This window comes from Streptococcus sp. FSL R7-0212 (assembly GCF_038007985.1).
Classification (GTDB): domain Bacteria; phylum Bacillota; class Bacilli; order Lactobacillales; family Streptococcaceae; genus Streptococcus; species Streptococcus parauberis.
Window position 1 is genome coordinate 234,467 of the sequence record NZ_JBBOYF010000001.1, and the last position, 23,441, is coordinate 257,907.

The window sequence follows — 23,441 nt, forward strand, 5'->3', positions numbered from 1 at the left end:
TAATGAAAATTATTATTCAGCGTGTATCCCAAGCGTCAGTTTCCATAGATCGGGTTGTAAAAGGGAGTATTCAGTTTGGTCTCTTGCTTTTAGTGGGGGTTGGTCCTGATGATAACCAAGAAGACTTGGATTATGCCGTTCGAAAAATTGTTAATATGCGGATTTTCTCGGATCAGGATGACAAGATGAATTTGTCGATTCAGGATATTCATGGAGCTATTTTATCCATCTCGCAATTTACCCTCTTTGCTAATACCAAAAAAGGTAATCGGCCAGCTTTCACAGGGGCAGCCAACCCTCAAATGGCCAGTCAAATGTATGATGATTTTAATCGTCAATTAGCCGGCTTTTGCCCAGTCGAGACTGGTGTTTTCGGAACCGACATGCAAGTCAGTCTGATTAACGATGGTCCGGTTACTATTACTCTTGATACAAAAAACAAATAATTATCAAAATTAATAAAAGACTTCTCATTTTAAAAGAGAAGTCTTTTTGCCTAAATATGGGATGTGTTTGTGTGAGTCGATATCTGAAAAAAATCTATTAATATTGTTTCTAGAAAAAATAAATCCGACTTATCTAAAATAAAGCTAGGATATTGTTAATTATAATCTTTTCGGTATGCTCTCGGACTTTTATTGTAGAATTTTTTAAAAATCTTACTAAACTGGAGTGGGTCGCTATACCCTATTGAATTAGCAACTTCCGATATGCTAAGCCGTGAGTCTTGAAGAAGTTCTTTACTTTTTTCTAATTTTACTTGTAAAATATAATCTTTTATGGAATATCCTGTGTAATCCTTAAATATCTTATATAGATAACTGCGATTGAGAGATAATTTATCAGCGATTTCTTGTATCTTTATTGGTAAATCATACTTTAATAAACTTTCCTTGACCATTTACAATAAAATGTAAAACGTAGTCATTTCTAATACTAGGACCAAAAGAGTAATCACCATCGCAAATTTCTGCCCCATAGTGATCGACATTTAAATCAAAGTTACTAATATTAAATTCATTGTAAGTGTTCAAGATATTCATAAATCAATCTCCTGTTCAATTCATGAAATTGGTTTCATAAGAATGATTTGGAATTGCTAGAGCGCACCAAAGAAGGTCGAAATATCAACAGACATTACTACACTAGCCAAGAAATTGCAAAAGAAGTGGAACGTCCATTAGTGAAATCACTCTTGAAACTATTTAGTTACAGGAATAATTCATATGCTTTTGATCTTGAAGGAAGTATCTCTGTACAAACACCAGATGATAATTCAATTGTCATTGTAAGAAGCGATAAAGATCAGAGTGTAACGGCTGAATTACAGCTTAACTTAAACGATGACACCTATCAAGTAATAGAAAATGGACAAACCGTATTATTTGATTAAGAATACTCCTAATTTACTAGAGTTATCTAAATAAGATGTTTTCCTAACTTTGAGATTTAGCTAACTCTTTTTATATGTTATAATTTTTATATGAAGTTTAAGAAAGGATGCTATATGGAATTGAAAGCCTATTTCCCGGAAGTCAAAAGAAGTTATTTTCCAATTTTTGATTCAGATTGGATAAGCATACAAGATGGGGAAGAATACCTTCATTTCCCAATAAGTTCCTTGACCAAGCGCGAACTTATTCTTTTGGAAGTGCTAGCCCATAAAAATAGCCCTGCTGAAAAGCACAGATCGGCCTGGCATGCTTATCTTGTTGATGGTAAGGGAGATGTTCCAGAGGAGCTAAGCGCTTATCAGTTTATTTATTTTAACCATCAGGAGCAACTGTCTCAAGAATTCAGTGATGTTTTATCTTCAATTATAGGGACTGTCATAGATCACATTGCTATCAGTCAAACAAGAACGGCTTTTTTGATCGATAATCAAACAAAAACTGATAATTTTGCTACGTTGATAGATATTCTACCGACCTTGGAAAATGATTTTGGTCAAGCATTCAGAGTATTTATTGGGAATGAATGGCCCAAGGATAGTTTGGCGCCAATATCAGCTTATTTTAAAGAAGAAAATAACCTGTTTTCATCTTACTTAGCTGACAAAAGAAGCCATCAAGTTGTTAGTTTTCCAGAACTCATGTTATGGTCCCTAATTGCAGTTATTCCTTTAAAAACTGTTGAAGCTCATTTTAACCATTGTTTAATACAAAATAAAGACATGTCAGATATGGTTGTGGCAATGTGGCAATCTCAAGGAAACTTGGTGCAATCTGCACAAAAACTATACATTCATAGAAACTCTTTACAGTACAAGCTAGACAAGCTTAAAGTACAATCTGGTTTAAACCTCAAGAATCTTGATGATCTGGCTTTCGCCTATTTATTTATAGAAAAAAAATAAAGACTGTGCAAGGTGCCCAAAGAAATTTGGGCGCTTTGTCTATGTTATGAAAACGTTATCTTTGATATACTATAGCTAATTAAGGAACTGTTTTAGTATACAGTTTAATAGAAAATCAGGAGCTACCCATGGTACAATTAAATTTAAATCACATTTATAAAAAATACCCAAACACAACTCACTATGCAGTTGAGGATTTCAATTTAGAAATCGGCGATAAAGAATTTATCGTTTTCGTTGGTCCTTCAGGATGTGGTAAATCAACAACACTTCGTATGATTGCTGGTCTTGAAGATATCTCAGAAGGTGAACTATCAATTGATGGCGAAGTAGTCAATGACAAATCACCTAAAGACCGTGATATTGCCATGGTTTTCCAAAACTATGCCCTTTATCCACATATGACTGTATATGATAACATGGCATTTGGTCTTAAACTACGTAAATATAAAAAAGATGACATTGATAAACGTGTTAAAGAAGCAGCAACTATCCTTGGTTTGACTGAATTCTTAGATCGTAAACCAGCTGACTTGTCAGGTGGACAACGTCAACGTGTTGCTATGGGACGTGCCATTGTCCGTGATCCAAAAGTGTTCTTGATGGATGAGCCGCTATCAAACTTGGATGCCAAGTTACGTGTCTCAATGCGTGCTGAAATTGCAAAAATTCACCGCCGTATCGGATCAACTACAATTTATGTAACCCATGACCAAACAGAAGCGATGACATTGGCCGACCGTATTGTTATCATGAGTGCTACTAAAAATCCAGAAGGTAATGGAACAATTGGTAAAATTGAACAAGTTGGTTCACCTCAAGAATTGTATAACTTACCAGCCAATAAATTTGTTGCCGGCTTTATTGGAAGCCCGTCCATGAACTTCTTTGAAGTAACAGTTGATAATGGTCGTTTAACTAGTGACCAAGGTTTAGATATTGCTATTCCTGAAGGACAAGAAAAAGTTCTTAATGCAGCTGGTTACAAAGGTAAAAAAATCATCTTTGGTATTCGTCCAGAAGATATTTCTGCTAATAAACTTGTTCAGGATACTTTCCCAAGTGCAAGTGTTAAAGCTGAAGTTTTAGTGTCAGAATTACTTGGTTCAGAAACAATGCTTTATGTGAAACAAGGTACTACTGAATTTGCTTCTCGCGTAGATGCGCGTGATTTCCACAACCCAGGGGAAGTTGTTGACTTAACATTTAATGTATCAAAAGGTCATTTCTTTGACTTGGAAACAGAACAAGCAATTCGTTAATTTGCTATTCCTCCTAGAATAAAACAGAGACCTCGAAAATATAATTTTGGGGTTTTTGTTTCAATAAATTATTAGAAAGTATATGGATTATGATACAAAAATGGTGGCATAAGGCGACAATCTATCAAGTTTATCCGAAATCATTTAAAGATAGTAATGCTGATGGGATTGGTGATTTAAGAGGTATCACAAGTAAACTAGACTATTTGCAAAAACTAGGCATCACTGCCCTCTGGCTATCACCTGTTTATCAGTCGCCGATGGATGATAATGGTTATGATATTGCGGATTATCAAGCCATTGCAGCTATCTTTGGGAACATGGCTGACATGGATAATTTAATTGCAGAAGCAAACAAGCGTGATATCAGAATTATCATGGATTTGGTGGTTAACCATACCTCTGATGAGCACGCTTGGTTCGTTGAAGCTAAGGAAAATCCAGATAGTCCAGAGCGTGATTATTATATTTGGCGTGATCAGCCAAATGCATTGACATCGACTTTCTCAGGGTCAGCTTGGGAATTAGATCAAGCATCAGGTCAATACTATTTACATTTATTCAGCAAAAAACAGCCAGATCTGAACTGGGAAAACCAAGAGCTTCGTCAAAAAATTTATGACATGATGAACTATTGGATTGATAAAGGAATTGGTGGTTTCCGCATGGACGTGATTGACCTGATTGGTAAACTACCTGATCAAGAAATCACAGGCAATGGACCCAAACTGCACAGCTATTTAAAAGAAATGAATCAATCTAGCTTTGGTAATCATGATTTACTGACAGTTGGTGAAACTTGGGGGGCAACACCAGAAATAGCTAAACAGTATTCACGCCCTGAAAATAATGAGCTTTCCATGGTATTCCAATTTGAACACATTGGCTTACAACATCAAGACAATCAACCAAAATGGGAATTTACTGAGAGCCTCGATGTTTTTGCTTTGAAGAAAATTTTTACCAAGTGGCAAACAGAACTAAAACTTGGTGAGGGCTGGAATTCACTTTTTTGGAACAACCATGACTTGCCACGTATCCTTTCTATTTGGGGAGATACGGGACAAAACCGTGTTAAGTCAGGAAAAGCCTTCGCTATCCTTCTCCATTTAATGCGAGGAACACCTTATATCTATCAAGGAGAAGAAATTGGCATGACCAATTATCCATTCCAAGATTTGAGCCAAGTTGATGATATTGAATCCGTCAACTATGCCCATGAGGCTTTGGAAAATGGCAAAGCGATGGAGGATATCATGGAAAGTATCCGACGGATTGGCCGTGACAATGCAAGGACCCCTATGCAATGGGATACTTCAGCCAAGGCTGGTTTTTCAGAAGCAGGAAAAACTTGGTTACCAGTAAATCCAAATTACCAAGAGATTAATGTAGAAGCAGCCTTGGCTGATAAAGATTCACTCTTCTACACCTATCAAAATCTCATTAGCTTACGCAAAACAGAAGACTGGTTGGTCGAAGCAGACTTCCAACTGTTAGAATCCGTCGACAATGTCTTCGCTTACCAACGCCAATTAGGTCAAGATAAGTATCTCGTCGTAGTCAATCTGTCTGACCAAGAACAAGCATTCAAATTACCTGAAGGAAATCACCAAGTCATTATCTCCAATACAGATTGTGACCAAGTAAAAGCATGCTCACACTTACAAGCATGGGATGCATTTTGTTTAAAGTATCATGAGAACTAAGTAGAAAAATCTAAATTTGTTACTATTTTGGCTGGTGACCCCATGACCAGTGTATTATCAGGTATATCTTTTGTTACCAAACTATTTGCGCCCACAACTACATTGTTGCCAATGGTTACACCCTGCAAAACGGTCACATTTGCTCCTAGCCAAGAATTTTCGCCTATAGAGACAGGCAGGTTATATTGATATCCCTCTTTACGAAGTTGAGTTTCTAGTGGATGTGTTCCGGCAATCAAGGTTACATTTGGTCCAATCATGGTATGAGAACCAATAGTGATTCTTGTATCATCAACCATTGTTAAATTGTAATTAATGTAGACATTATTGCCGATTTTATAAAAGTGACCGCCCCGGTTTGCGTTAAGTGGAGGTTTAATATAAACATTTTCTCCCAATTCATTAAACATTATTTTTAGAAGTTCTTCTCTTTTTTTCCTTTGACTTGGGCGTGTATGATTGAAATCATAGAGTAAATCTTGACAATTGAGTTGCTCATTTTAAATATCAGGTTCAGTCGGTAAGTATAATTCACCACTGTGCATTTGGTCAAATTGTGTCATTTTTTCCTCCGCATTTATCTTAAATACTAGATTCTCGTAGCGTTAGTTTTGTGCCTAGGCGAGTCATAGTCACGCTATTTCCAGGCTTGATCAATTGCTTATTTAAAATATCGACGGCTGTAATACCCATTTCTTCGGTATAGACTGTGATTGAACTTAAGGCTGGGAAAACTTGTTTAGTAATCGCCGTGTCATTAAAACAAATAAGGCTGACACGACTAGGAACTGAAATTTGTGCTTCCTGAAGAGCCTTCATGGCTCCAACAGCTAAGGTGTCATTGGCTACAAAGAAAGCTTGTGGCAACTTGTCTCCCAAAGTTTGAATGGCATCTTTCATCAAATTGTAGCCTGATTGAGCAGAAAATGGTCCAACAAAGATAAAATCAGAATTATAAATTCCATTTTCGTAAGCATAATTTTTAAAAGTTCTAAAGCGTTGGTCAATCAGTAATTCACTTTGATCGCTAGTCCGTTCTTCACCGGCAATCATCCCAATTTTAGTTAACTCATATTGTAAGAAATGATCAATCACCTCTTGAACAGAATGGTCAAAATCAGTTGTTACACAGTGGTGTCCATGTGGTAGCGTATCAGAATCGACAAAAACTAAGACATTACTTTTTCGTTCTAAACTTTTAATCTGTTTTTTTGAAAATTTACCAATTGCAATAATCCCAACTACAAATTCGTCTATTACTAATGTGTCATTATTGAAGAAGCGAACCACATCATAACCCAGCTCTTGAGCTCTTTTTTCAATACCGATTCGAATAGAGTAATAATATAAATCATTTAATTCCTCTTGTTGACTATACCATTGATAAATAGCAATCCGTTGTTTAATTTTAGGAGCATTGGTTATCTTTTGATGTTTAGAATAACCAAGTTGATCAGCAGCTGTTAAAATCCGGTGGCGAGTAGCCTCCCCAACTGATAAGGATTGGTCATTATTCAAAACACGTGATACAGTAGCTTGTGATATATTTGCGAGTTTTGCAATATCTTTTAATGTTGCCATAAGGCTCCTTTCTAGAAGTTTATGGTTATTATAACATAGATAAAACCAATGTGCTATATATTTAGTAAAATTTTAGTAAAACATTTGACTATCTCTCAATGATTTCTTAGAATAAAGGTAATAGAATAAAAGGAGCAAAGAAATGACTAATTTAGAACTACAAGAAGCTTTTAAAAAGGTTTTTGGAGAAGAAAGCAATGATTTGTTTTTTTCACCTGGACGTATTAATCTAATTGGTGAACACACTGATTATAATGGTGGTCATGTTTTCCCAGCGGCGATTACTTTAGGGACTTATGGTGCAGCTCGAAAAAGAGAAGATAAAAAATTGCGTTTTTACTCAGGTAACTTTGAAGAAGTTGGAATGATTGAAGTTGACTTAGACAATCTTGTCTTTGAAAAAGAAGATAACTGGACTAACTATGCTAAAGGCGTAATTAAATTCTTGCAAGAGGCTGGACATGTTATTGATTCTGGTTTTGATTTATATGTCTTTGGTAATATTCCTAATGGCTCAGGCTTGTCATCATCAGCTTCTTTAGAACTGTTGGTTGGAATTGTCTGTGAAAAATTATTTGATCTTAAATTAGAACGGTTAGACCTAGTAAAAATTGGTAAACTAACAGAGAATCAATTCATTGGTGTGAATTCAGGAATTATGGATCAATTTGCAATCGGGATGGGCGCTGATAAGCGTGCAATCTATTTGGACACAAATACCCTAGAATATGATTTAGTTCCATTAGACTTGGGCAACCATGTTATTGTCATCATGAACACTAATAAACGACGTGAGTTAGCTGATTCTAAATACAATGAACGTCGTGCAGAATGTGAAAAAGCTGTAGAAGAATTGAATGATAAATTAAACATAAAAACATTAGGTGAATTAGATGCGAATACCTTTGATCAATTTGCTTACCTCATTAAAGATGGCAACCGTATCAAACGGGCACGTCATGCTGTATTAGAAAATCAACGTACCTTAAATGCTCGTAAAGCTTTGGAAGAAGGGCGCCTAGAAGACTTTGGACGTATAGTGAATGCTTCTCATGTTTCTTTGGAACATGATTATGAAGTTACAGGTATTGAATTGGATACATTAGTTCACACAGCTTGGGAGCAAGAAGGTGTCCTTGGAGCTCGCATGACTGGTGCAGGTTTTGGTGGCTGTGCAATTGCAATAGTTGCCAAAGATAAAGTTGAAGCCTTTAAAGAAGTAGTCGGCAAACACTATACTGAGGTCATTGGTTATGCTCCAGCTTTTTATATTGCAGAAATTGCCCAAGGCTCACACGTACTTTAAAGAAAGTGATAGAAATGAAACTAATTGAACAATTTGTTAATGCAGTTATTGCTGCATCCGATTACCAAGAAGAAGACTACATCTACTTGTACAACAGAGTTTTGACACTTGTTGGAGAGGAAGGTAGTGATCAAGAATGCAATCAAACAGAGCTTATTGCACTGAAAGATCAATTAGTTGACTTGGCAGTAGCTAATGGAAAAGTTGGAGCTTTACTAGAAGAAAAAGACTGTTTGGGTGCGGAATTAATGAACTTCATTACTCCAACCCCAAGTCATTTGAACAAGCAATTTTGGGATACTTATCAAAAATCTCCTGATAAGGCTATCTCTGATTTCTATGCTTTAAGCAAGGCTAATAATTATATAAAAGTGTCAGCTATTGCCAAAAATATTGCTTTCAAAACGGCGTCTGAATATGGGGATATGGAAATTACCATTAATTTATCTAAACCTGAAAAAGACCCCAAAGCTATTGCGGCAGCAAAATTAGTTAAAAGTTCAACTTATCCAATGTGTCAGTTGTGCATGGAGAATGAAGGTTATCAGGGGAGAATTGATCATCCTGCGCGTGCTAATCACCGAATTATCCGGATGGATTTAGATGGTGAAAAATGGGGCTTCCAATATTCGCCTTATGCCTACTTCAATGAACATTGCATTTTCTTAGATACTCAACATCTTCCAATGGTGATTAGTCAAAAAACATTTGACCAATTATTAGGCATTGTTGATCAGTTCCCGGGCTACATAGCAGGCTCAAATTCCGACTTGCCAATAGTTGGAGGCTCAATTTTAACGCATAACCATTACCAAGGAGGGCGTCATGATTTTCCGATGGCTTTGGCAGAATTGGACCAAGTCTTCACAATTGAAGGTTTTGAGGATATTGAAACAGCCACTGTTAAATGGCCAATGTCTGTGATCCGTTTAAGAGGAAAAAATGCTGAGAGAATGAGTCAACTGGCAGAAAAAATTCGACTCACTTGGCGTGATTATAGTGACGCGGAACTGGACATCCTTGCATATACAGGAGAAACACGACATCATACGGTAACACCGATTGCGCGCAAGCACGGCCAACTTTTTGAATTAGACCTTGTTCTACGTGATAATCACACGACAGATCAATTTCCTGACGGAGTCTATCATCCCCATAAAGGCTTACATCACATTAAAAAAGAAAACATCGGACTAATTGAGGTAATGGGCTTAGCGATTCTTCCGCCAAGGTTAAAAGATGAACTTTTGGAAGTTGAAAAATATCTTCAAGATGAGTATAATAGCATAGCAGACTATCACAAGGAATGGGCTGATCAGATCAAAGTAGCTGGTGCATTTGACCGAGCTAGTGTGCATGATTATGTTCAAGAACAAGTGGGACAAGTTTTCGTCAAAGTTTTAGAAGATGCTGGGGTTTATAAGAACACAGCTGAAGGTAAGGTCGGTTTTGCTCGCTTTATCTCAAACTTGGGCTTAAAAGGAGAATAATAATGGCAATTTTAGTACTCGGTGGTGCTGGTTACATAGGATCACATATGGTTGATCGTTTAATTGAAGTGGAGCATGAAGAAGTTGTAGTCGTTGATAATTTGGTTACAGGGCATCGTCAAGCAGTCCATAAAGATGCTAAGTTTTATGAAGGTGATTTAGCCGACCAGGCTTTTATGCGTCAAGTTTTTTCTGAAAATCCACAAGTAGATGCAGTAATTCATTTCGCGGCTTATTCATTAGTCGGTGAATCAATGGAGAACCCCCTTAAATACTTCGATAATAACACTGTAGGAATGGTTAAATTGTTGGAAGTGATGAACGAATGTGGCGTGAATAACATTGTCTTCTCATCAACAGCAGCCACTTATGGGATTCCTGAAGAAATGCCAATCAAAGAAAGTACAGCACAAAAGCCAATTAATCCTTATGGCGAAAGCAAGTTGATGATGGAAAAAATCATGGCTTGGTGTGATCAAGCTTATGGCATCAAATTTGTGGCTCTTCGTTACTTTAATGTTGCTGGTGATAAACCAGATGGTAGCATAGGTGAAGACCACAATCCAGAAACGCACTTGGTTCCTATCGTTTTGCAAGTTGCACAAGGAAGTCGCGACAAGATTACAATCTTCGGAGATGACTATGCGACTGCAGATGGGACAAATGTCCGTGATTATGTTCATCCTTTTGATTTGGCGCAAGCGCATAGCCTTGCTGTTAAGTATTTAAAAGAAGGTAATGAATCAACTGCCTTTAACTTAGGTTCCTCTACAGGCTTCTCGAATTTGCAAATTGTAGAAGTGGCACGAAAAGTAACCGGAGAATCAATCCCATCTGAAATTGGTCCACGTAGACATGGTGATCCGGATAGCTTGATTGCTGACTCAAGTAAAGCGCGTGAGATTCTTGGTTGGAAACCAGAATTTGATGATATCGAAAAAATCATCGCAACTGCCTGGACATGGCAATCAAGCCATCCTAATGGTTACGAAAAATAAAGCTAAAAAGACTAATTTTAGTCTTTTTAGTCTCTCTTCTTGAAAAATAATTACTTTTTGCATAAAATAGCAATATAAATTTAAAAGAGAAGAGTTAATTATGAATTTTGAGGATGCTTTAAATCATTTCACTGAAATTTCCATTCAAGAGTTGATTACTAAAATAGAAAATGAAGACAAGGTTATTGCTTTTTTAGGGCGTGAAACTTGTGGTTTTTGTCGACGATTTGCACCAAAGTTGGCGCAAATCAGTCAAGAATATGATTTAACAGTTTATTATATTGCTAGTGATAACATCGATGATATGGCCTTACTTTCTCGCTTTAGAGAGTTACATAATATTCCAACCGTTCCAGCCTTAGTGGTTACTGATCAAGGAACAATTCGTCGGATATGTGATTCATCATTGAGTGAAGAAGCAATTGCTACTTTTATTGATGCATAGACAAACTTGCTATCTGATAGCAATTTTGATATAGTTAATCATGACTTTTATATAGACTTAAGGAGAAATTATGGGACTTTCAACAATATTAATGTTTGCAGTAATGATTGGTTTAATCTTTGTTATGCAACGTCAACAAAAAAAACAAGCTAGCGAACGCCAAAACCAATTAAATGCAATTGCTAAAGGTGATCAAATTGTTACCATCGGTGGCATGTATGCATTTGTCGATGATGTTGATAAAGAGGCTAACCGGGTTATTTTAGATGTCGATGGTGTCTTTCTACCATTTGAGCTATCAGCGATCAAACGCGTTATCTCAAAAGGTGATGCTGTAACTGAAACAGTTGCAAGCACTGAAGAAGAAGCTGTAGCAACTGAAGAAGCAAGTCTTCCAGTTGTGGAAGATACTGACCTAGCTGTGCAAGAAGAATCAGCAATTAGTGAAACAAAATAATATTATTTTTATTTATATAATATTGATCCAAAATGAGTTCTTGTAGCTATTTGTTTACCATTTAGCTATAGGGGCTCATTTTGGCTCTTTGTCAACTGTAGTGGGTAGATGAAAAGCTAACACCTAGAGAGGACGAACTTCGTCCTCTCTTTCTTTATGTTCAATGCAATCAAAATCCGTTTTTTAAAGTTTTCAAAGTTCCTGAAACCAAAGGCATTTCTCTTAATGACTTTGATGAGATTATTGGTAGCTTCCAGTTTGGCGTTGGAATAAGGCAATTCCATGGCGTTTACAACCTTGTCTTTATCCTTTAAAAATGTCTTCAATACCGTCTGGAAAATAGGATTAACGATGGCTATTTCCTGTTCGATGAGGTCAAAGAAATGGTCTGAGTTCTTCTCTTGGAAATGAAATAAGAGAAGCTGATAGAGTACATAGTGTTGTCGTAGTTCCTCGGAGAAAGACAGGAGTTTTTCTAGGATTTCCTTGTTAGTCAAATGCATTCGAAACATAGGACGATAAAATCGTTTATCGCTGAGTTTACGGCTATCTTGTTGTATCAATTTCCAGTAACGTTTCAAGGCTCGGTATTCCTGCGATTTTCTGTCGAATTGATTCATAATTTGAATACGGACACGGTTCATAGCACGACTAAGGTGTTGCACGATATGAAAGCGATCGAGTACAATTTTTGCATTCGGAAAAAGTTGTTTAGCAAGTTGATAATAGGGACTAAACATATCCATGGTAATCACTTTGACCCGATTTCTAACCTTTCTAGGATAGCGAAGAAAGTGGTTTCGGATGGTTGCTTGAGTTCTTCCGTCGAGAATGGCGATGACATTTAGGGAGTCGAAATCTTGAGCGATGAAGCTCATTTTCCCCTTCTTGAAGGCATACTCGTCCCAACTCATCACCTCAGGTAGGGTATTCCAATCCGTTTCAAACTTGAACTCATTGAGCTTTCTCATAACTGACGATGTTGAAATTGATAGCCTGTGTGCAATATGTTTCATTGCTTGATTTTCGATGAGTAATTGTGCGATTTTCTGGTTAACAGCGACAGAGATTTGGTGGTTCTTCTTGACAAGAGGAGTTTCAGCGACCGCCATTTTTCCGCAATCTTTACACTTGAAACGACGCTTTCTAAGGCGGATAAGTAAAGGGTAGCCAGCAGTTTCTAAGTAGGGGATTTTAGAAGTTTTCTGGTAGTCGTACTTAGCCATTTGTCCCTTGCATTTTGGGCATTTAGGGGCTGTGTAGTCCAAGTGACCGTGGAGTTCTAAGTGAGTTCCCATATCATATTCATCAGTGATAGTGATATTTTTGTCTTTAATTCTGAGAAAATTTGTGATAAGATTTAGTTGTTCCATATGAGTCTTTCTAAAATGATAGTTTGAGCACTTTTCATTATAGGTCATATGGGACTTTTTGTATATACTCAAAAAGGCTCCATAATCTCTACAGTGGATTTACCCACTACAGAAATTATAGAGCCCTCATTTTTTACATAAATCGACTATAAAAGGTAAGTAAAATAGTGGTTATTATGGTAAAATATTATGTAAGTACGCTTAAAATAAGGAAAAGACATGTTTGGACTAAAAGTAAAATCAAAAAATACAAAATTAAATAAAATTCCAAAACATATTGGAATTATCATGGACGGCAATGGCCGTTGGGCAAAGAAACGCCTAAAACCACGCATTTTTGGTCATAAAGCAGGAATGGATGCACTTCAAGAAGTAACAATCGCCGCTTCTGATTTGGGTATAAAAGTTCTCACTGTTTATGCTTTCTCGACTGAGAATTGGTCTCGCCCTGAAGACGAAGTTAATTTTATTATGAACTTACCTGTTGAATTCTTTGACAAATATGTTCCTGAATTAAATAAAAATAATGTTCGTATTCAAATGATTGGTGAAACACATCGTTTACCAGAAGCAACATTAACTGCTTTAAATAATGCTATTGAGAGAACACGACGTAATTCAGGCTTAATTCTGAATTTTGCCTTGAATTATGGAGGTCGTGCTGAAATTACTTTGGCTGTTCGCAATATTGCTCAAGATGTTTTAGATGCTAATTTGAACCCAGGTGATATTACTGAGGACATGATTGCCAATTATTTAATGACTGATCACCTTCCATATCTCTATCGAGATCCGGATTATATTATTAGGACTAGTGGTGAGTTGCGTCTTAGCAACTTTTTACCTTGGCAGTCAGCTTATAGTGAATTTTATTTTACACCAGTCCTCTGGCCTGATTTTAAACAGGAACAGCTGATTGAAGCTTTAGAAGAGTATAACCGCCGTCAACGTCGATTTGGTGGGGTTTAGTAGGAGAAATTGTTTTTATGAAAGAACGCGTTATATGGGGCTTGATTGCGGCTGTAATCTTTTTACCCTTTTTAGTGTTTGGAAGCTTGCCCTTCCAACTATTTGTCGGAGGCTTAGCCATGATTGCAGTCTCTGAAATGTTCAAGATGAAACGGTTGGAAATTTTTTCATTTGAAGGAGCTCTCGCAATGATGGCTGCATTCGTGTTGACAATTCCCATGGATTCATACTTAACTTTCTTACCAATAGACGCCAGTTTTGCATGTTATGGCTTGTTTGTCTTCTTAATTTTAGCTGGAACTGTTATTAACAGTGAACGTTATTCATTTGATGACGCAGCTTTTCCGATTGCAGCTAGTCTATATGTCGGGATTGGCTTCCAAAACCTTGTTCATGCAAGAATGGCTGGAATAGATAAAGTCTTGTTAGCTCTCTTTATTGTTTGGGCAACAGACATTGGTGCTTATTTGATTGGTCGCCAGTATGGAAAACGTAAATTATTGCCAAAAGTCTCACCTAATAAAACAATTGAAGGTAGTTTAGGCGGTATCTTATCTGCAGTTGTCGTAGCCTTAATTTTTATGTTGGTTGATAAAGCAGTCTATGCACCATTTAATTTCTTCTTAATGTTGATTTTTGTGGCATGTTTCTCAGTCTTTGCCCAATTTGGAGATTTAGTGGAAAGCTCTATTAAACGTCATTTTGGTGTTAAAGATTCAGGGAAACTAATTCCAGGACACGGTGGTATTTTAGATCGCTTTGATTCGATGATTTTTGTTTTTCCAATTATGCATTTATTTGGTTTATTCTAAAACCAATAAATAGACTGAAAGGAATGTTATGTTAGGTTTATTTACCTTTATTATCATCTTTGGAATATTAGTCATTGTCCATGAATTTGGACATTTCTATTTTGCAAAGAAGTCTGGTATTTTAGTTCGTGAGTTTGCAATAGGGATGGGTCCGAAAATCTTTTCACAAGTTGACAAAGAAGGAACCCTTTACACTATTCGTATTTTACCTTTAGGTGGTTATGTTCGCATGGCCGGCTGGGGTGATGACACAACTGAAATAAAAACTGGAACACCGGTCACTTTGACCTTGAATGAACAAGGGCTGGTTAAACGAATTAACTTATCTCAAAATAAGATTGATCCAACAAGTTTGCCTATGAATGTGACCGCTTATGACTTAGAAGATAGGCTTGAAATCACAGGATTGGTGATTGATGAACGCAAAACTTATGCGGTTGATCATGACGCAACAATTGTTGAAGAAGACGGCACAGAAATTCGCATCGCCCCCAAAGATGTTCAGTATCAAAATGCTAGCATCTGGGGAAGATTGATCACGAACTTTGCTGGCCCGATGAACAACTTCATACTTGGCTTGGTCGTCTTCATCGTCTTAGCCTTCGTTCAAGGCGGTGTTCCTGACTATAATTCAAATCAGATCCGTGTTGTGGACAATGGCCCTGCTGCCAAAGCTGGGATTAAATCTGATGATCAAATTATCAAAATCAATCAGTACCCTGTTAAAAATTGGGAAGATTTAACACAAGCTGTTCAACAGTCAACCCAAAAATTAGCAGACAACCAAAGCTTGCAAGTGACAACGCTGTCGCATGGCAAGAAAAAAATAGTTAACTTAAAACCCAAAAAGAATGGCAAACAATATATCATTGGTGTTCAGACCAAGATAAAAACAAGTCTCAAAGATAAAATTGTTGGCGGCTTTGAAATGTCTGTTCGCGGAGCTTTGTTAATTATTACAGCACTGAAAAATTTAATCACAGGTTTTAGTCTTGATAAATTAGGTGGGCCCGTGGCCATGTACCAAATGTCTAATCAGGCTGCTAATAGTGGCATTGAGTCAGTGTTATCTTTGATGGCTATGCTATCAATCAACCTTGGAATCTTTAATTTAATCCCGATTCCAGCACTTGACGGTGGTAAAATTTTCATCAACTTAATTGAAGCTATTCGTCGGAAACCACTGAAACAAGAAACTGAATCTTATATTACGCTTGCAGGTGTTGCAATTATGGTCTTATTGATGATTGCAGTAACTTGGAACGATATTATGCGTGCTTTTTTCTAATAAACTAGGAGAAATGAAATACAATGAAACAATCTAAAATGCTTATTCCAACACTTCGCGAAATGCCAAGTGATGCTCAAGTTATCAGCCACGCCTTGATGGTTCGTGCTGGTTATGTCAGACAAGTCTCGGCTGGTATCTATGCTTATTTACCACTTGCTAACCGTACAATTGAAAAATTCAAGACCATTATGCGTCAAGAATTTGACAAAATTGGGGCAGTTGAAATGTTGTCTCCGGCTTTACTAACAGCTGATTTATGGCGTGAATCTGGTCGTTATGAAACTTATGGTGATGACCTTTATAAATTGAAAAATCGTGACCAATCTGATTTTATCTTAGGTCCAACTCATGAAGAAACGTTTACAACATTAGTTCGTGATGCTGTTAAATCTTACAAACAATTACCTTTAAACCTTTATCAAATTCAGTCTAAGTACCGTGATGAAAAACGGCCACGTAATGGACTGCTTCGCACTCGTGAATTCATCATGAAAGATGGTTATAGCTTCCATCCTGATTATGAAGATCTTGATATTGCCTATGAAGACTACCGTCGTGCCTATGAAGCTATTTTTACTAGAGCTGGTCTTGATTTCAAAGGTATTATTGGTGATGGCGGAGCGATGGGTGGGAAAGATTCTCAAGAATTCATGGCAATTACGCCTGAACGTACGGATCTTGATCGTTGGTTAGTTCTTGATAAATCAATTCCATCGGTAGATGAGATTCCTGAAGATGTCTTGGACGCTATTAAGGCAGAACTAAAAGCTTGGATGATCTCTGGGGAGGACACGATTGCTTACTCAAGTGAATCAAGCTACGCTGCCAACCTTGAAATGGCCAGTGATGAGTATAAACCATCTCAAAAAGTTGAAGCACAAAATGAACTGGCTGAAGTGGAAACTCCAAATTGCAAAACAATTGATGAGGTTGCAGCATTTCTATCAATTGATGAAACAGCAACCATCAAAACACTTCTCTTTATGGCAGACCAAGAGCCTGTCATTGCTTTGTTAGTTGGTAATGACCAAGTAAATGATGTCAAATTGAAAAACTATCTTGGAGCAGATTTTCTTGAAGTAGCAACTGAAGAAGAAGCTTTCGCTGTCTTTGGTGCTCACTTTGGCTCACTTGGACCAGTTAACCTTCCTCAAACTGTTCGCATTGTGGCTGATCGGAAGGTGACCAATCTTGCTAACGCTGTTGCCGGCGCAAACAAAGATGGCTACCATTTGACTGGTATCAATCCTGAACGTGATTTCCAAGCAGAGTATGTTGATATTCGTGAAGTTAAAGAAGGTGAAATTTCTCCTGATGGACATGGGGTTCTTCAATTTGCCCGCGGTATCGAAATTGGTCACATCTTCAAATTAGGCACACGCTATTCAGATAGCTTGGGAGCAACCATACTTGATGAGAATGGCCGAGCTGTACCAATTGTTATGGGTTGTTATGGAATCGGAGTGAGCCGTATTTTATCAGCTGTCATTGAGCAGCATGCGCGCCTGTTCGTTAGTAAGACGCCTAAAGGCGACTATCGTTTTGCCTGGGGAATTAACTTCCCTAAAGAGTTGGCACCATTCGATGTTCATTTGATTACTGTTAATACCAAAGATCAAGAAGCACAGGAATTAACAAATCGTATTGAAACTGACTTAATGGCTAAAGGTTATGAAGTCTTAACGGATGACCGTAATGAACGTGTTGGTTCTAAATTCTCTGACAGTGATTTGATTGGTTTGCCAATCCGTGTCACAGTTGGTAAAAAAGCATCAGAAGGTATTGTTGAAATTAAGATTAAATCAAGTGGTGCCAGCATTGAAGTCAATGCTGAAAACTTAACTGAAACATTAGAAATTTTGACAAAAGAGAATTAAGAAGAGACCAGTCCGTCTGGTCTTTTTGTTTTTTCGAATTTTTCAATTATTAGAAGTGGATATGAGGTTTTTAATTTTTTTCAACTTGCTTTCATGGTATACTAAAAAAGAGGGAAAGGGGTTCCACCTATGAAAAGTAGATCAGAGTTAAAACGTCAAGCAAAAGATTCCCTAAAGGGCAATTGGAAGTGGGCATTGCTGACACTATCTTTACCAACAGCAATTGTAACCGTCATTTATATGGTGGCCTATATAGCAGTAATGTTAAATTATGGCTCAACTGATATGAATGGTAATACAACATTGACAACTACAGGGACAGTCTTAGCATTTCTTATCCTGGTTATATTTTCTTTGGCCATTGTTGGTGTTTATAGTGGCATCACAAAAGGATCGATGGATTTAATTCGCAATCAAAAACAAGATAGTAAAGAGACAGTTCTTTTTGGCTTTACACCAAAGCACTATACTAATTTTTTTATATTAAATATTTTAATTGCGGTCTTTACCTTTTTATGGAGATTATTGTTGGTTATTCCTGGAATCATCAAAGGACTTGCTTATTCACAAGCCCCATATGTTATGGTTGATCGCTTGGTATCAGGTTTAGACGGCAAACCACTGGAATCAATTACCCGTAGCCGTGAATTAATGGATGGTCATAAGTGGCGTTATTTTGTTCTGCAACTGAGCTTCATTGGCTGGGCTATCTTAGCTTCACTTAGTGCTGGGATTGGTTATTTCTTCTTAATTCCATATGTCATGGCTACAAATGCGGCCTTTTATGATGATGTATTAGTTGATAAAGGACTTAATAGTTTTACCAAAAAACTTGATCCAGAACCAAGTCCAAAAGATATAGTTGAATCAAAAGAAGAAATTGTTAAGGATGTTCCTTTAATGGGGCAACCAGAAGTTAAGGATGTTATCGTGAAATAATTGAAAGACTTGTTTCCCTTATGGAACAAGTCTTTTTTCTTTTCCTAATTGTCAGGGTCGAAATGTCTTGCTATTTATGGTAAAATATAGGCTAAGATATTCAGGAGAAAACTATGTCAGATTTATTCGTAAAACTAATGGAACAGATCCAAATGCCGCTTGAAATGAGAAATTCAAGTGCTTTTTCGTCTGGGGACATCATTGAAGTTAAAGTTCATTCTGTGTCACGACTCTGGGAGTTTCATTTTTCCTTTGCGGAGCTATTGCCCATTGAAATCTATCAAGAACTGGCCTATCGATTGAAGTATACCTTTGAAGTTGCGGAAATCAAGATAAAGTTTGATATTGCTGTTGAAAATCCAGAATTTTCGGATCAACTTTTACAAGCTTATTATAAAGAAGCCTTTGAACATGAGCCTTGTAATGGAGCTAGTTTTAAGTCTTCTTTTGCCAAATTAAAGGTTGCTTTTCAGGATGGTCAAGTCCAAATTTCGACCCCTGACTTTGTTAACAATGATCACTTTAGACAAAATCACATTCCAAATTTGGTCAAACAATTTAAGGATTTTGGTTTTGGGGAATTAGAGATTATCATGGTCTCTGATTCAGAAATGACCCAAACACTTCAAGAAAGTTTTGATAACAGTCGCCAGGCAATTTTGGAAAAGGCTGTTCAAGAAAATCTTGAAGCACAAAAATCACTTGAAGCGATGCAACCTGCCCCTGAGGAACAGGCAAGCAAACCATCTTATGACTTTAAAGAACGGGTTGCGCAACGCCAAGCTGGATTTGACAAGGCTCCTATTACACCGATGATTGAAGTGGAGACTGAGGAAAATCGGATTGTCTTTGAGGGAATGGTATTTGATGTGGAACGCAAAACAACGCGAACTGGTCGTCACATCATCAACTTCAAGATGACTGATTATACGTCAAGCTTTGCCATGCAAAAATGGGCAAAAGATGATGACGAACTGCGTAAATTTGACATGATTGCCAAAGGTTCGTGGCTGAGAGTCCAAGGGAATGTAGAGAATAATCAATTTACCAAAAGTTTAACTATGAATGTTCAACAGGTTAAGGAGATTGTCCATCATGAACGCAAGGATTTAATGCCAGCAGATAAGAAACGGGTCGAGTTTCATGCTCATACCAATATGTCAACCATGGATGCTTTACCAACTGTTGAATCACTGATTGATACTGCAGCTAAATGGGGGCATAAGGCGGTTGCTATCACGGACCATGGAAATGTACAAAGTTTCCCACATGGCTATCACCGTGCTCGTAAAGCAGGAATTAAAGCAATCTTTGGTCTTGAAGCTAATATTGTGGAAGATAAGGTTCCCATTTCATATGATCCAGTAGACTTGGATTTGCATGAAAGTACTTATGTTGTTTTTGACGTGGAAACAACTGGTTTATCTGCTATGAATAACGATTTGATTCAGATTGCTGCTTCAAAAATGTACAAAGGCAATATCTTGGAACAATTTGATGAATTTATTGATCCAGGGCACCCTTTGTCAGCGTTTACAACCGAACTAACAGGAATCACAGATAATCATTTAGTTGGTGCTAAGCCATTGCATCAAGTATTGGAAGAATTCCAAGCTTTTTGTAAAGATACCGTTTTAGTGGCCCATAATGCCAGCTTTGACGTAGGCTTTATGAATGCTAATTATGCTAGAGAGAATTTGCCAAAGATTACCCAGCCTGTCATTGATACATTAGAGTTTGCGCGTAATCTTTACCCAGAATATAAGCGTCATGGTCTTGGTCCTTTAACCAAACGATTTCAAGTAGCTCTTGATCACCATCATATGGCCAATTATGATGCCGAGGCTACCGGTCGTCTCCTCTTTATTTTCTTAAAAGATGCCAGAGAAAAGCATAATGTGACAAATCTTTTAGATTTAAACACAAAATTGGTGGCGGAAGATTCTTATAAGAAGGCCCGTGTTAAACATGCCACAATCTATGTTCAAAACCAAGTTGGATTAAAGAACATGTTCAAACTGGTTTCCCTGTCAAATGTCGTTTATTTTGAAGGCGTACCAAGAATACCTCGAACAATTCTCGACCAATACAGAGAAGGCTTACTACTTGGTTCGGCTTGCTCAGAGGGCGAGGTTTTTGACACTGTCTTAAATAAAGGTGTTGATGCAGCTGTTGAAGTCGGCAAATATTATGACTTTATTGAAATCATGCCCCCTGCTATTTACCAACCTTTAATTGCGCGTGAATTAATTAAAGATCAAGAAGGTATTCATCAAATAATCAGAGATTTGATAGAAGTGGGAGCTCGTCTCAATAAACCGGTACTAGTTACGGGGAATGTTCATTACATCGAGCCAGAGGATGAAATCTATCGAGAGATTATTGTCCGCAGTTTAGGACAAGGGGCTATTATTAATAGAACCATTGGACGTGGGGAAGGAGCTCAGCCTGCTCCACTACCTCAAGCTCATTTTAGAACAACAAATGAAATGCTTGATGAAATGGCCTTCCTTGGCGAAGACTTAGCTTATCAAGTTGTCGTTCAAAATACTCAAGATTTTGCTGACCGAATTGAAGAAGTCGAAGTTGTAAAGGGTGATCTTTACACACCATTCATTGAAAAAGCAGAAGAAACAGTGGCCGAATTAACTTACCAAAAAGCCTTCGAAATTTATGGCAATCCTTTACCAGATATCATTGACTTACGGATTGAAAAAGAATTGACGTCGATTTTGGGGAATGGCTTCGCGGTGATTTATCTTGCGTCACAGATGTTAGTTAACAGATCTAATGAGCGTGGCTACTTAGTAGGTTCACGGGGATCAGTTGGTTCTAGTTTCGTTGCGACCATGATTGGGATTACTGAAGTTAACCCAATGCCACCTCATTACGTTTGTCCTAAGTGTCAACGATCAGAATTCATTACCGACGGATCAGTTGGTTCAGGTTATGACTTGCCAGATAAGGACTGTCCAGACTGCGGGACTAAATATCAAAAAGATGGACAAGATATCCCATTTGAAACTTTCCTAGGTTTTGATGGGGACAAGGTTCCCGATATCGATTTGAACTTCTCTGGGGATGATCAACCAAGTGCTCACTTGGACGTCAGGGATATTTTCGGTGCAGAATATGCTTTCCGGGCCGGAACTGTAGGTACAGTTGCCGACAAAACAGCCTATGGTTTTGTTAAGGGGTATGAGCGGGACTTTGGAAAATTCTATCGTGATGCCGAAGTTGATCGACTAGCCAAAGGTGCTGCCGGCGTTAAACGAACAACTGGTCAGCACCCGGGTGGTATCGTTGTTATTCCTAACTATATGGATGTCTATGACTTTACGCCAGTTCAATTCCCAGCAGAAGATGTTTCTGCCTCTTGGCAAACAACCCACTTTAACTTCCATGATATCGACGAAAACGTCTTGAAATTAGATATTCTAGGTCATGATGATCCGACCATGATCAAAAAACTAGAGGATTTATCAGGTATCGATGCAAAAACAATTCAAGCAGATGACCCTGGAGTTATGGCTCTCTTTTCAGGGACTGAAATACTTGGCGTTACACCAGAACAAATTGGCACACCAACAGGTATGCTTGGTATTCCCGAATTCGGAACGTCATTTGTTCGTGGTATGGTTAATGAAACACGACCAACAACCTTTGCCGAACTCTTGCAGTTATCTGGACTTTCTCATGGTACCGATGTTTGGTTAGGTAATGCCCAAGATTTGATTAAAGAAGGAATTGCAACCCTAAAAACCGTTATTGGTTGTCGTGATGACATTATGGTTTACCTTATGCATGCTGGCTTAGAGCCGAAAATGGCCTTTACCATTATGGAACGGGTGCGGAAAGGGATGTGGTTGAAAATTTCTGAAGAAGAACGTAATTCTTATATCCAAGCCATGCGTAAAAATAATGTACCAGACTGGTATATTGAATCTTGTGGAAAAATCAAATACATGTTCCCGAAAGCTCACGCGGCAGCTTATGTTTTAATGGCCTTACGGGTAGCTTATTTCAAAGTTCATCACCCATTAATGTATTACTGTGCATACTTTTCCATTAGAGCCAAAGCTTTTGAATTGAAAACAATGAGTGGCGGTTTAAAAGCTGTTAAGGCGCGAATGGAAGATATTCAAATTAAACGCAAGAACAATGAAGTAACTAACGTTGAAAATGATCTTTTCACGACTCTTGAGATTGTCAATGAGATGCTTGAGCGTGGTTATAAATTCGGCAAACTCGATTTATACCGCAGTGAAGCTATAGAATTTCAAATTGATGGCGACACCTTGATTCCGCCTTTCGTTGCTATGGAAGGTTTGGGGGAAAATGTGGCCAAACAAATCGTTCGAGCACGCCAAGAAGGCGAATTCCTATCTAAAATGGAATTGCGTAAACGAGGCGGTGCTTCATCCACATTAGTTGAAAAAATGGATGATATGGGAATCCTTGGAAATATGCCAGAGGATAACCAGCTAAGTCTCTTCGAAGATTTCTTTTAAAATAAATAAAGTCAATTACTTAATCAAGTAATTGACTTTATTACTATCTAGTGGTAAAATGACAAAAA

At 37.6% G+C, this 23,441-nt stretch carries 18 protein-coding genes and 3 pseudogenes; 16 read left to right on the forward strand and 5 right to left on the reverse strand.

Annotated elements, in window-relative coordinates:
• Positions 1–2: 2 nt before the first annotated feature.
• On the forward strand, positions 3–446 hold the full coding sequence (gene dtd, locus MKY69_RS01340) for a D-aminoacyl-tRNA deacylase (RefSeq protein ID WP_062806746.1): 444 nt from the start codon (positions 3–5) through the stop codon (positions 444–446).
• Between the two features lie 155 nt (positions 447–601).
• Here the strand turns inward: dtd and MKY69_RS01345 are convergent.
• Positions 602–1,043 (reverse strand): annotated as a pseudogene (locus MKY69_RS01345) (AraC family transcriptional regulator).
• Between the two features lie 38 nt (positions 1,044–1,081).
• On the opposite strand from MKY69_RS01345, the pseudogene MKY69_RS01350 reads away from it, so the two are divergent.
• The 4 genes and pseudogenes from MKY69_RS01350 to MKY69_RS01365 form a co-directional block, all read left to right on the forward strand.
• Positions 1,082–1,393 (forward strand): annotated as a pseudogene (locus MKY69_RS01350) (sucrose phosphorylase); the annotation flags it as partial.
• Between the two features lie 114 nt (positions 1,394–1,507).
• Positions 1,508–2,356 carry a helix-turn-helix domain-containing protein gene (locus MKY69_RS01355; RefSeq protein WP_004235290.1) on the forward strand — a complete coding sequence of 283 codons (849 nt, stop codon included), beginning with the start codon at positions 1,508–1,510 and terminating at the stop codon, positions 2,354–2,356.
• A gap of 128 nt (positions 2,357–2,484) precedes the next feature.
• Entirely contained in the window at positions 2,485–3,618 is a 1,134-nt protein-coding gene (locus MKY69_RS01360; protein ID WP_003103388.1) for an ABC transporter ATP-binding protein, read from the forward strand.
• 89 nt (positions 3,619–3,707) lie between these two features.
• Entirely contained in the window at positions 3,708–5,324 is a 1,617-nt protein-coding gene (locus MKY69_RS01365) for a glycoside hydrolase family 13 protein (RefSeq protein WP_004235289.1), read from the forward strand.
• Here the strand turns inward: MKY69_RS01365 and MKY69_RS01370 are convergent.
• The 3 genes and pseudogenes from MKY69_RS01370 to MKY69_RS01380 form a co-directional block, all read right to left on the reverse strand.
• Entirely contained in the window at positions 5,321–5,734 is a 414-nt protein-coding gene (locus tag MKY69_RS01370) for a sugar O-acetyltransferase (protein WP_340790837.1), read from the reverse strand. The two genes, MKY69_RS01365 and MKY69_RS01370, sit on opposite strands and share 4 nt — an antisense overlap.
• Positions 5,729–5,809 (reverse strand): annotated as a pseudogene (locus MKY69_RS01375) (maltose acetyltransferase domain-containing protein); the annotation flags it as partial. The pseudogene MKY69_RS01375 and the gene MKY69_RS01370, both read right to left, overlap by 6 nt.
• 97 nt (positions 5,810–5,906) lie before the next feature.
• Positions 5,907–6,905, reverse strand: coding sequence for a LacI family DNA-binding transcriptional regulator (locus MKY69_RS01380; RefSeq protein ID WP_340790838.1), 999 nt, complete (start codon positions 6,903–6,905; stop codon positions 5,907–5,909).
• A 142-nt stretch (positions 6,906–7,047) separates the two neighbouring features.
• Here MKY69_RS01380 and MKY69_RS01385 point away from each other — a divergent pair, with 142 nt between their 5' ends.
• The 5 genes from MKY69_RS01385 (at position 7,048) to yajC (ending at position 11,601) form a co-directional block, all read left to right on the forward strand.
• Positions 7,048–8,211, forward strand: coding sequence for a galactokinase (locus MKY69_RS01385; protein WP_004235285.1), 1,164 nt, complete (start codon positions 7,048–7,050; stop codon positions 8,209–8,211).
• Between the two features lie 14 nt (positions 8,212–8,225).
• Positions 8,226–9,701: a UDP-glucose--hexose-1-phosphate uridylyltransferase gene (gene galT / locus MKY69_RS01390; protein ID WP_003103637.1), complete on the forward strand. Its 1,476-nt coding sequence runs from the start codon at positions 8,226–8,228 to the stop codon at positions 9,699–9,701.
• A 2-nt stretch (positions 9,702–9,703) separates the two neighbouring features.
• Positions 9,704–10,699 (forward strand): UDP-glucose 4-epimerase GalE, encoded by a 996-nt coding sequence (galE, locus tag MKY69_RS01395; RefSeq protein WP_004347007.1) that lies wholly within the window; start codon positions 9,704–9,706, stop codon positions 10,697–10,699.
• A gap of 100 nt (positions 10,700–10,799) precedes the next feature.
• A complete protein-coding gene (locus tag MKY69_RS01400; protein WP_096633900.1) occupies positions 10,800–11,144 on the forward strand; it encodes a thioredoxin domain-containing protein in 345 nt (114 codons plus the stop codon).
• Positions 11,145–11,214: 70 nt separating this feature from the next.
• Positions 11,215–11,601, forward strand: coding sequence for a preprotein translocase subunit YajC (gene yajC, locus MKY69_RS01405; RefSeq protein WP_003106024.1), 387 nt, complete (start codon positions 11,215–11,217; stop codon positions 11,599–11,601).
• A 116-nt stretch (positions 11,602–11,717) separates the two neighbouring features.
• On the opposite strand, the gene MKY69_RS01410 is transcribed toward yajC, so the two are convergent.
• A complete protein-coding gene (locus tag MKY69_RS01410; RefSeq protein WP_017768237.1) occupies positions 11,718–12,974 on the reverse strand; it encodes an ISL3 family transposase in 1,257 nt (418 codons plus the stop codon).
• Between the two features lie 219 nt (positions 12,975–13,193).
• Here MKY69_RS01410 and MKY69_RS01415 point away from each other — a divergent pair, with 219 nt between their 5' ends.
• The 6 genes from MKY69_RS01415 to MKY69_RS01440 all read left to right on the forward strand — a co-directional run bounded on the left by MKY69_RS01415 (position 13,194) and on the right by MKY69_RS01440 (position 23,373).
• The gene (locus tag MKY69_RS01415; RefSeq protein WP_062806741.1) at positions 13,194–13,943 is read left to right on the forward strand and encodes an isoprenyl transferase; all 750 of its coding nucleotides are present in this window, start codon (positions 13,194–13,196) and stop codon (positions 13,941–13,943) included.
• Between the two features lie 17 nt (positions 13,944–13,960).
• Entirely contained in the window at positions 13,961–14,755 is a 795-nt protein-coding gene (locus MKY69_RS01420) for a phosphatidate cytidylyltransferase (protein WP_003104075.1), read from the forward strand.
• A 28-nt stretch (positions 14,756–14,783) separates the two neighbouring features.
• The gene (gene rseP / locus MKY69_RS01425; protein WP_004235275.1) at positions 14,784–16,043 is read left to right on the forward strand and encodes an RIP metalloprotease RseP; all 1,260 of its coding nucleotides are present in this window, start codon (positions 14,784–14,786) and stop codon (positions 16,041–16,043) included.
• A 23-nt stretch (positions 16,044–16,066) separates the two neighbouring features.
• Complete coding sequence (locus MKY69_RS01430) at positions 16,067–17,923, forward strand: proline--tRNA ligase (protein ID WP_003105719.1); 1,857 nt, start codon at positions 16,067–16,069, stop codon at positions 17,921–17,923.
• 129 nt (positions 17,924–18,052) lie between these two features.
• Positions 18,053–18,862, forward strand: a complete 810-nt coding sequence (locus MKY69_RS01435; RefSeq protein WP_100084135.1) for a DUF975 family protein — start codon at positions 18,053–18,055, stop codon at positions 18,860–18,862.
• Between the two features lie 113 nt (positions 18,863–18,975).
• Entirely contained in the window at positions 18,976–23,373 is a 4,398-nt protein-coding gene (locus MKY69_RS01440; RefSeq protein WP_340790840.1) for a PolC-type DNA polymerase III, read from the forward strand.
• The last annotated feature ends 68 nt before the right edge of the window (positions 23,374–23,441 follow it).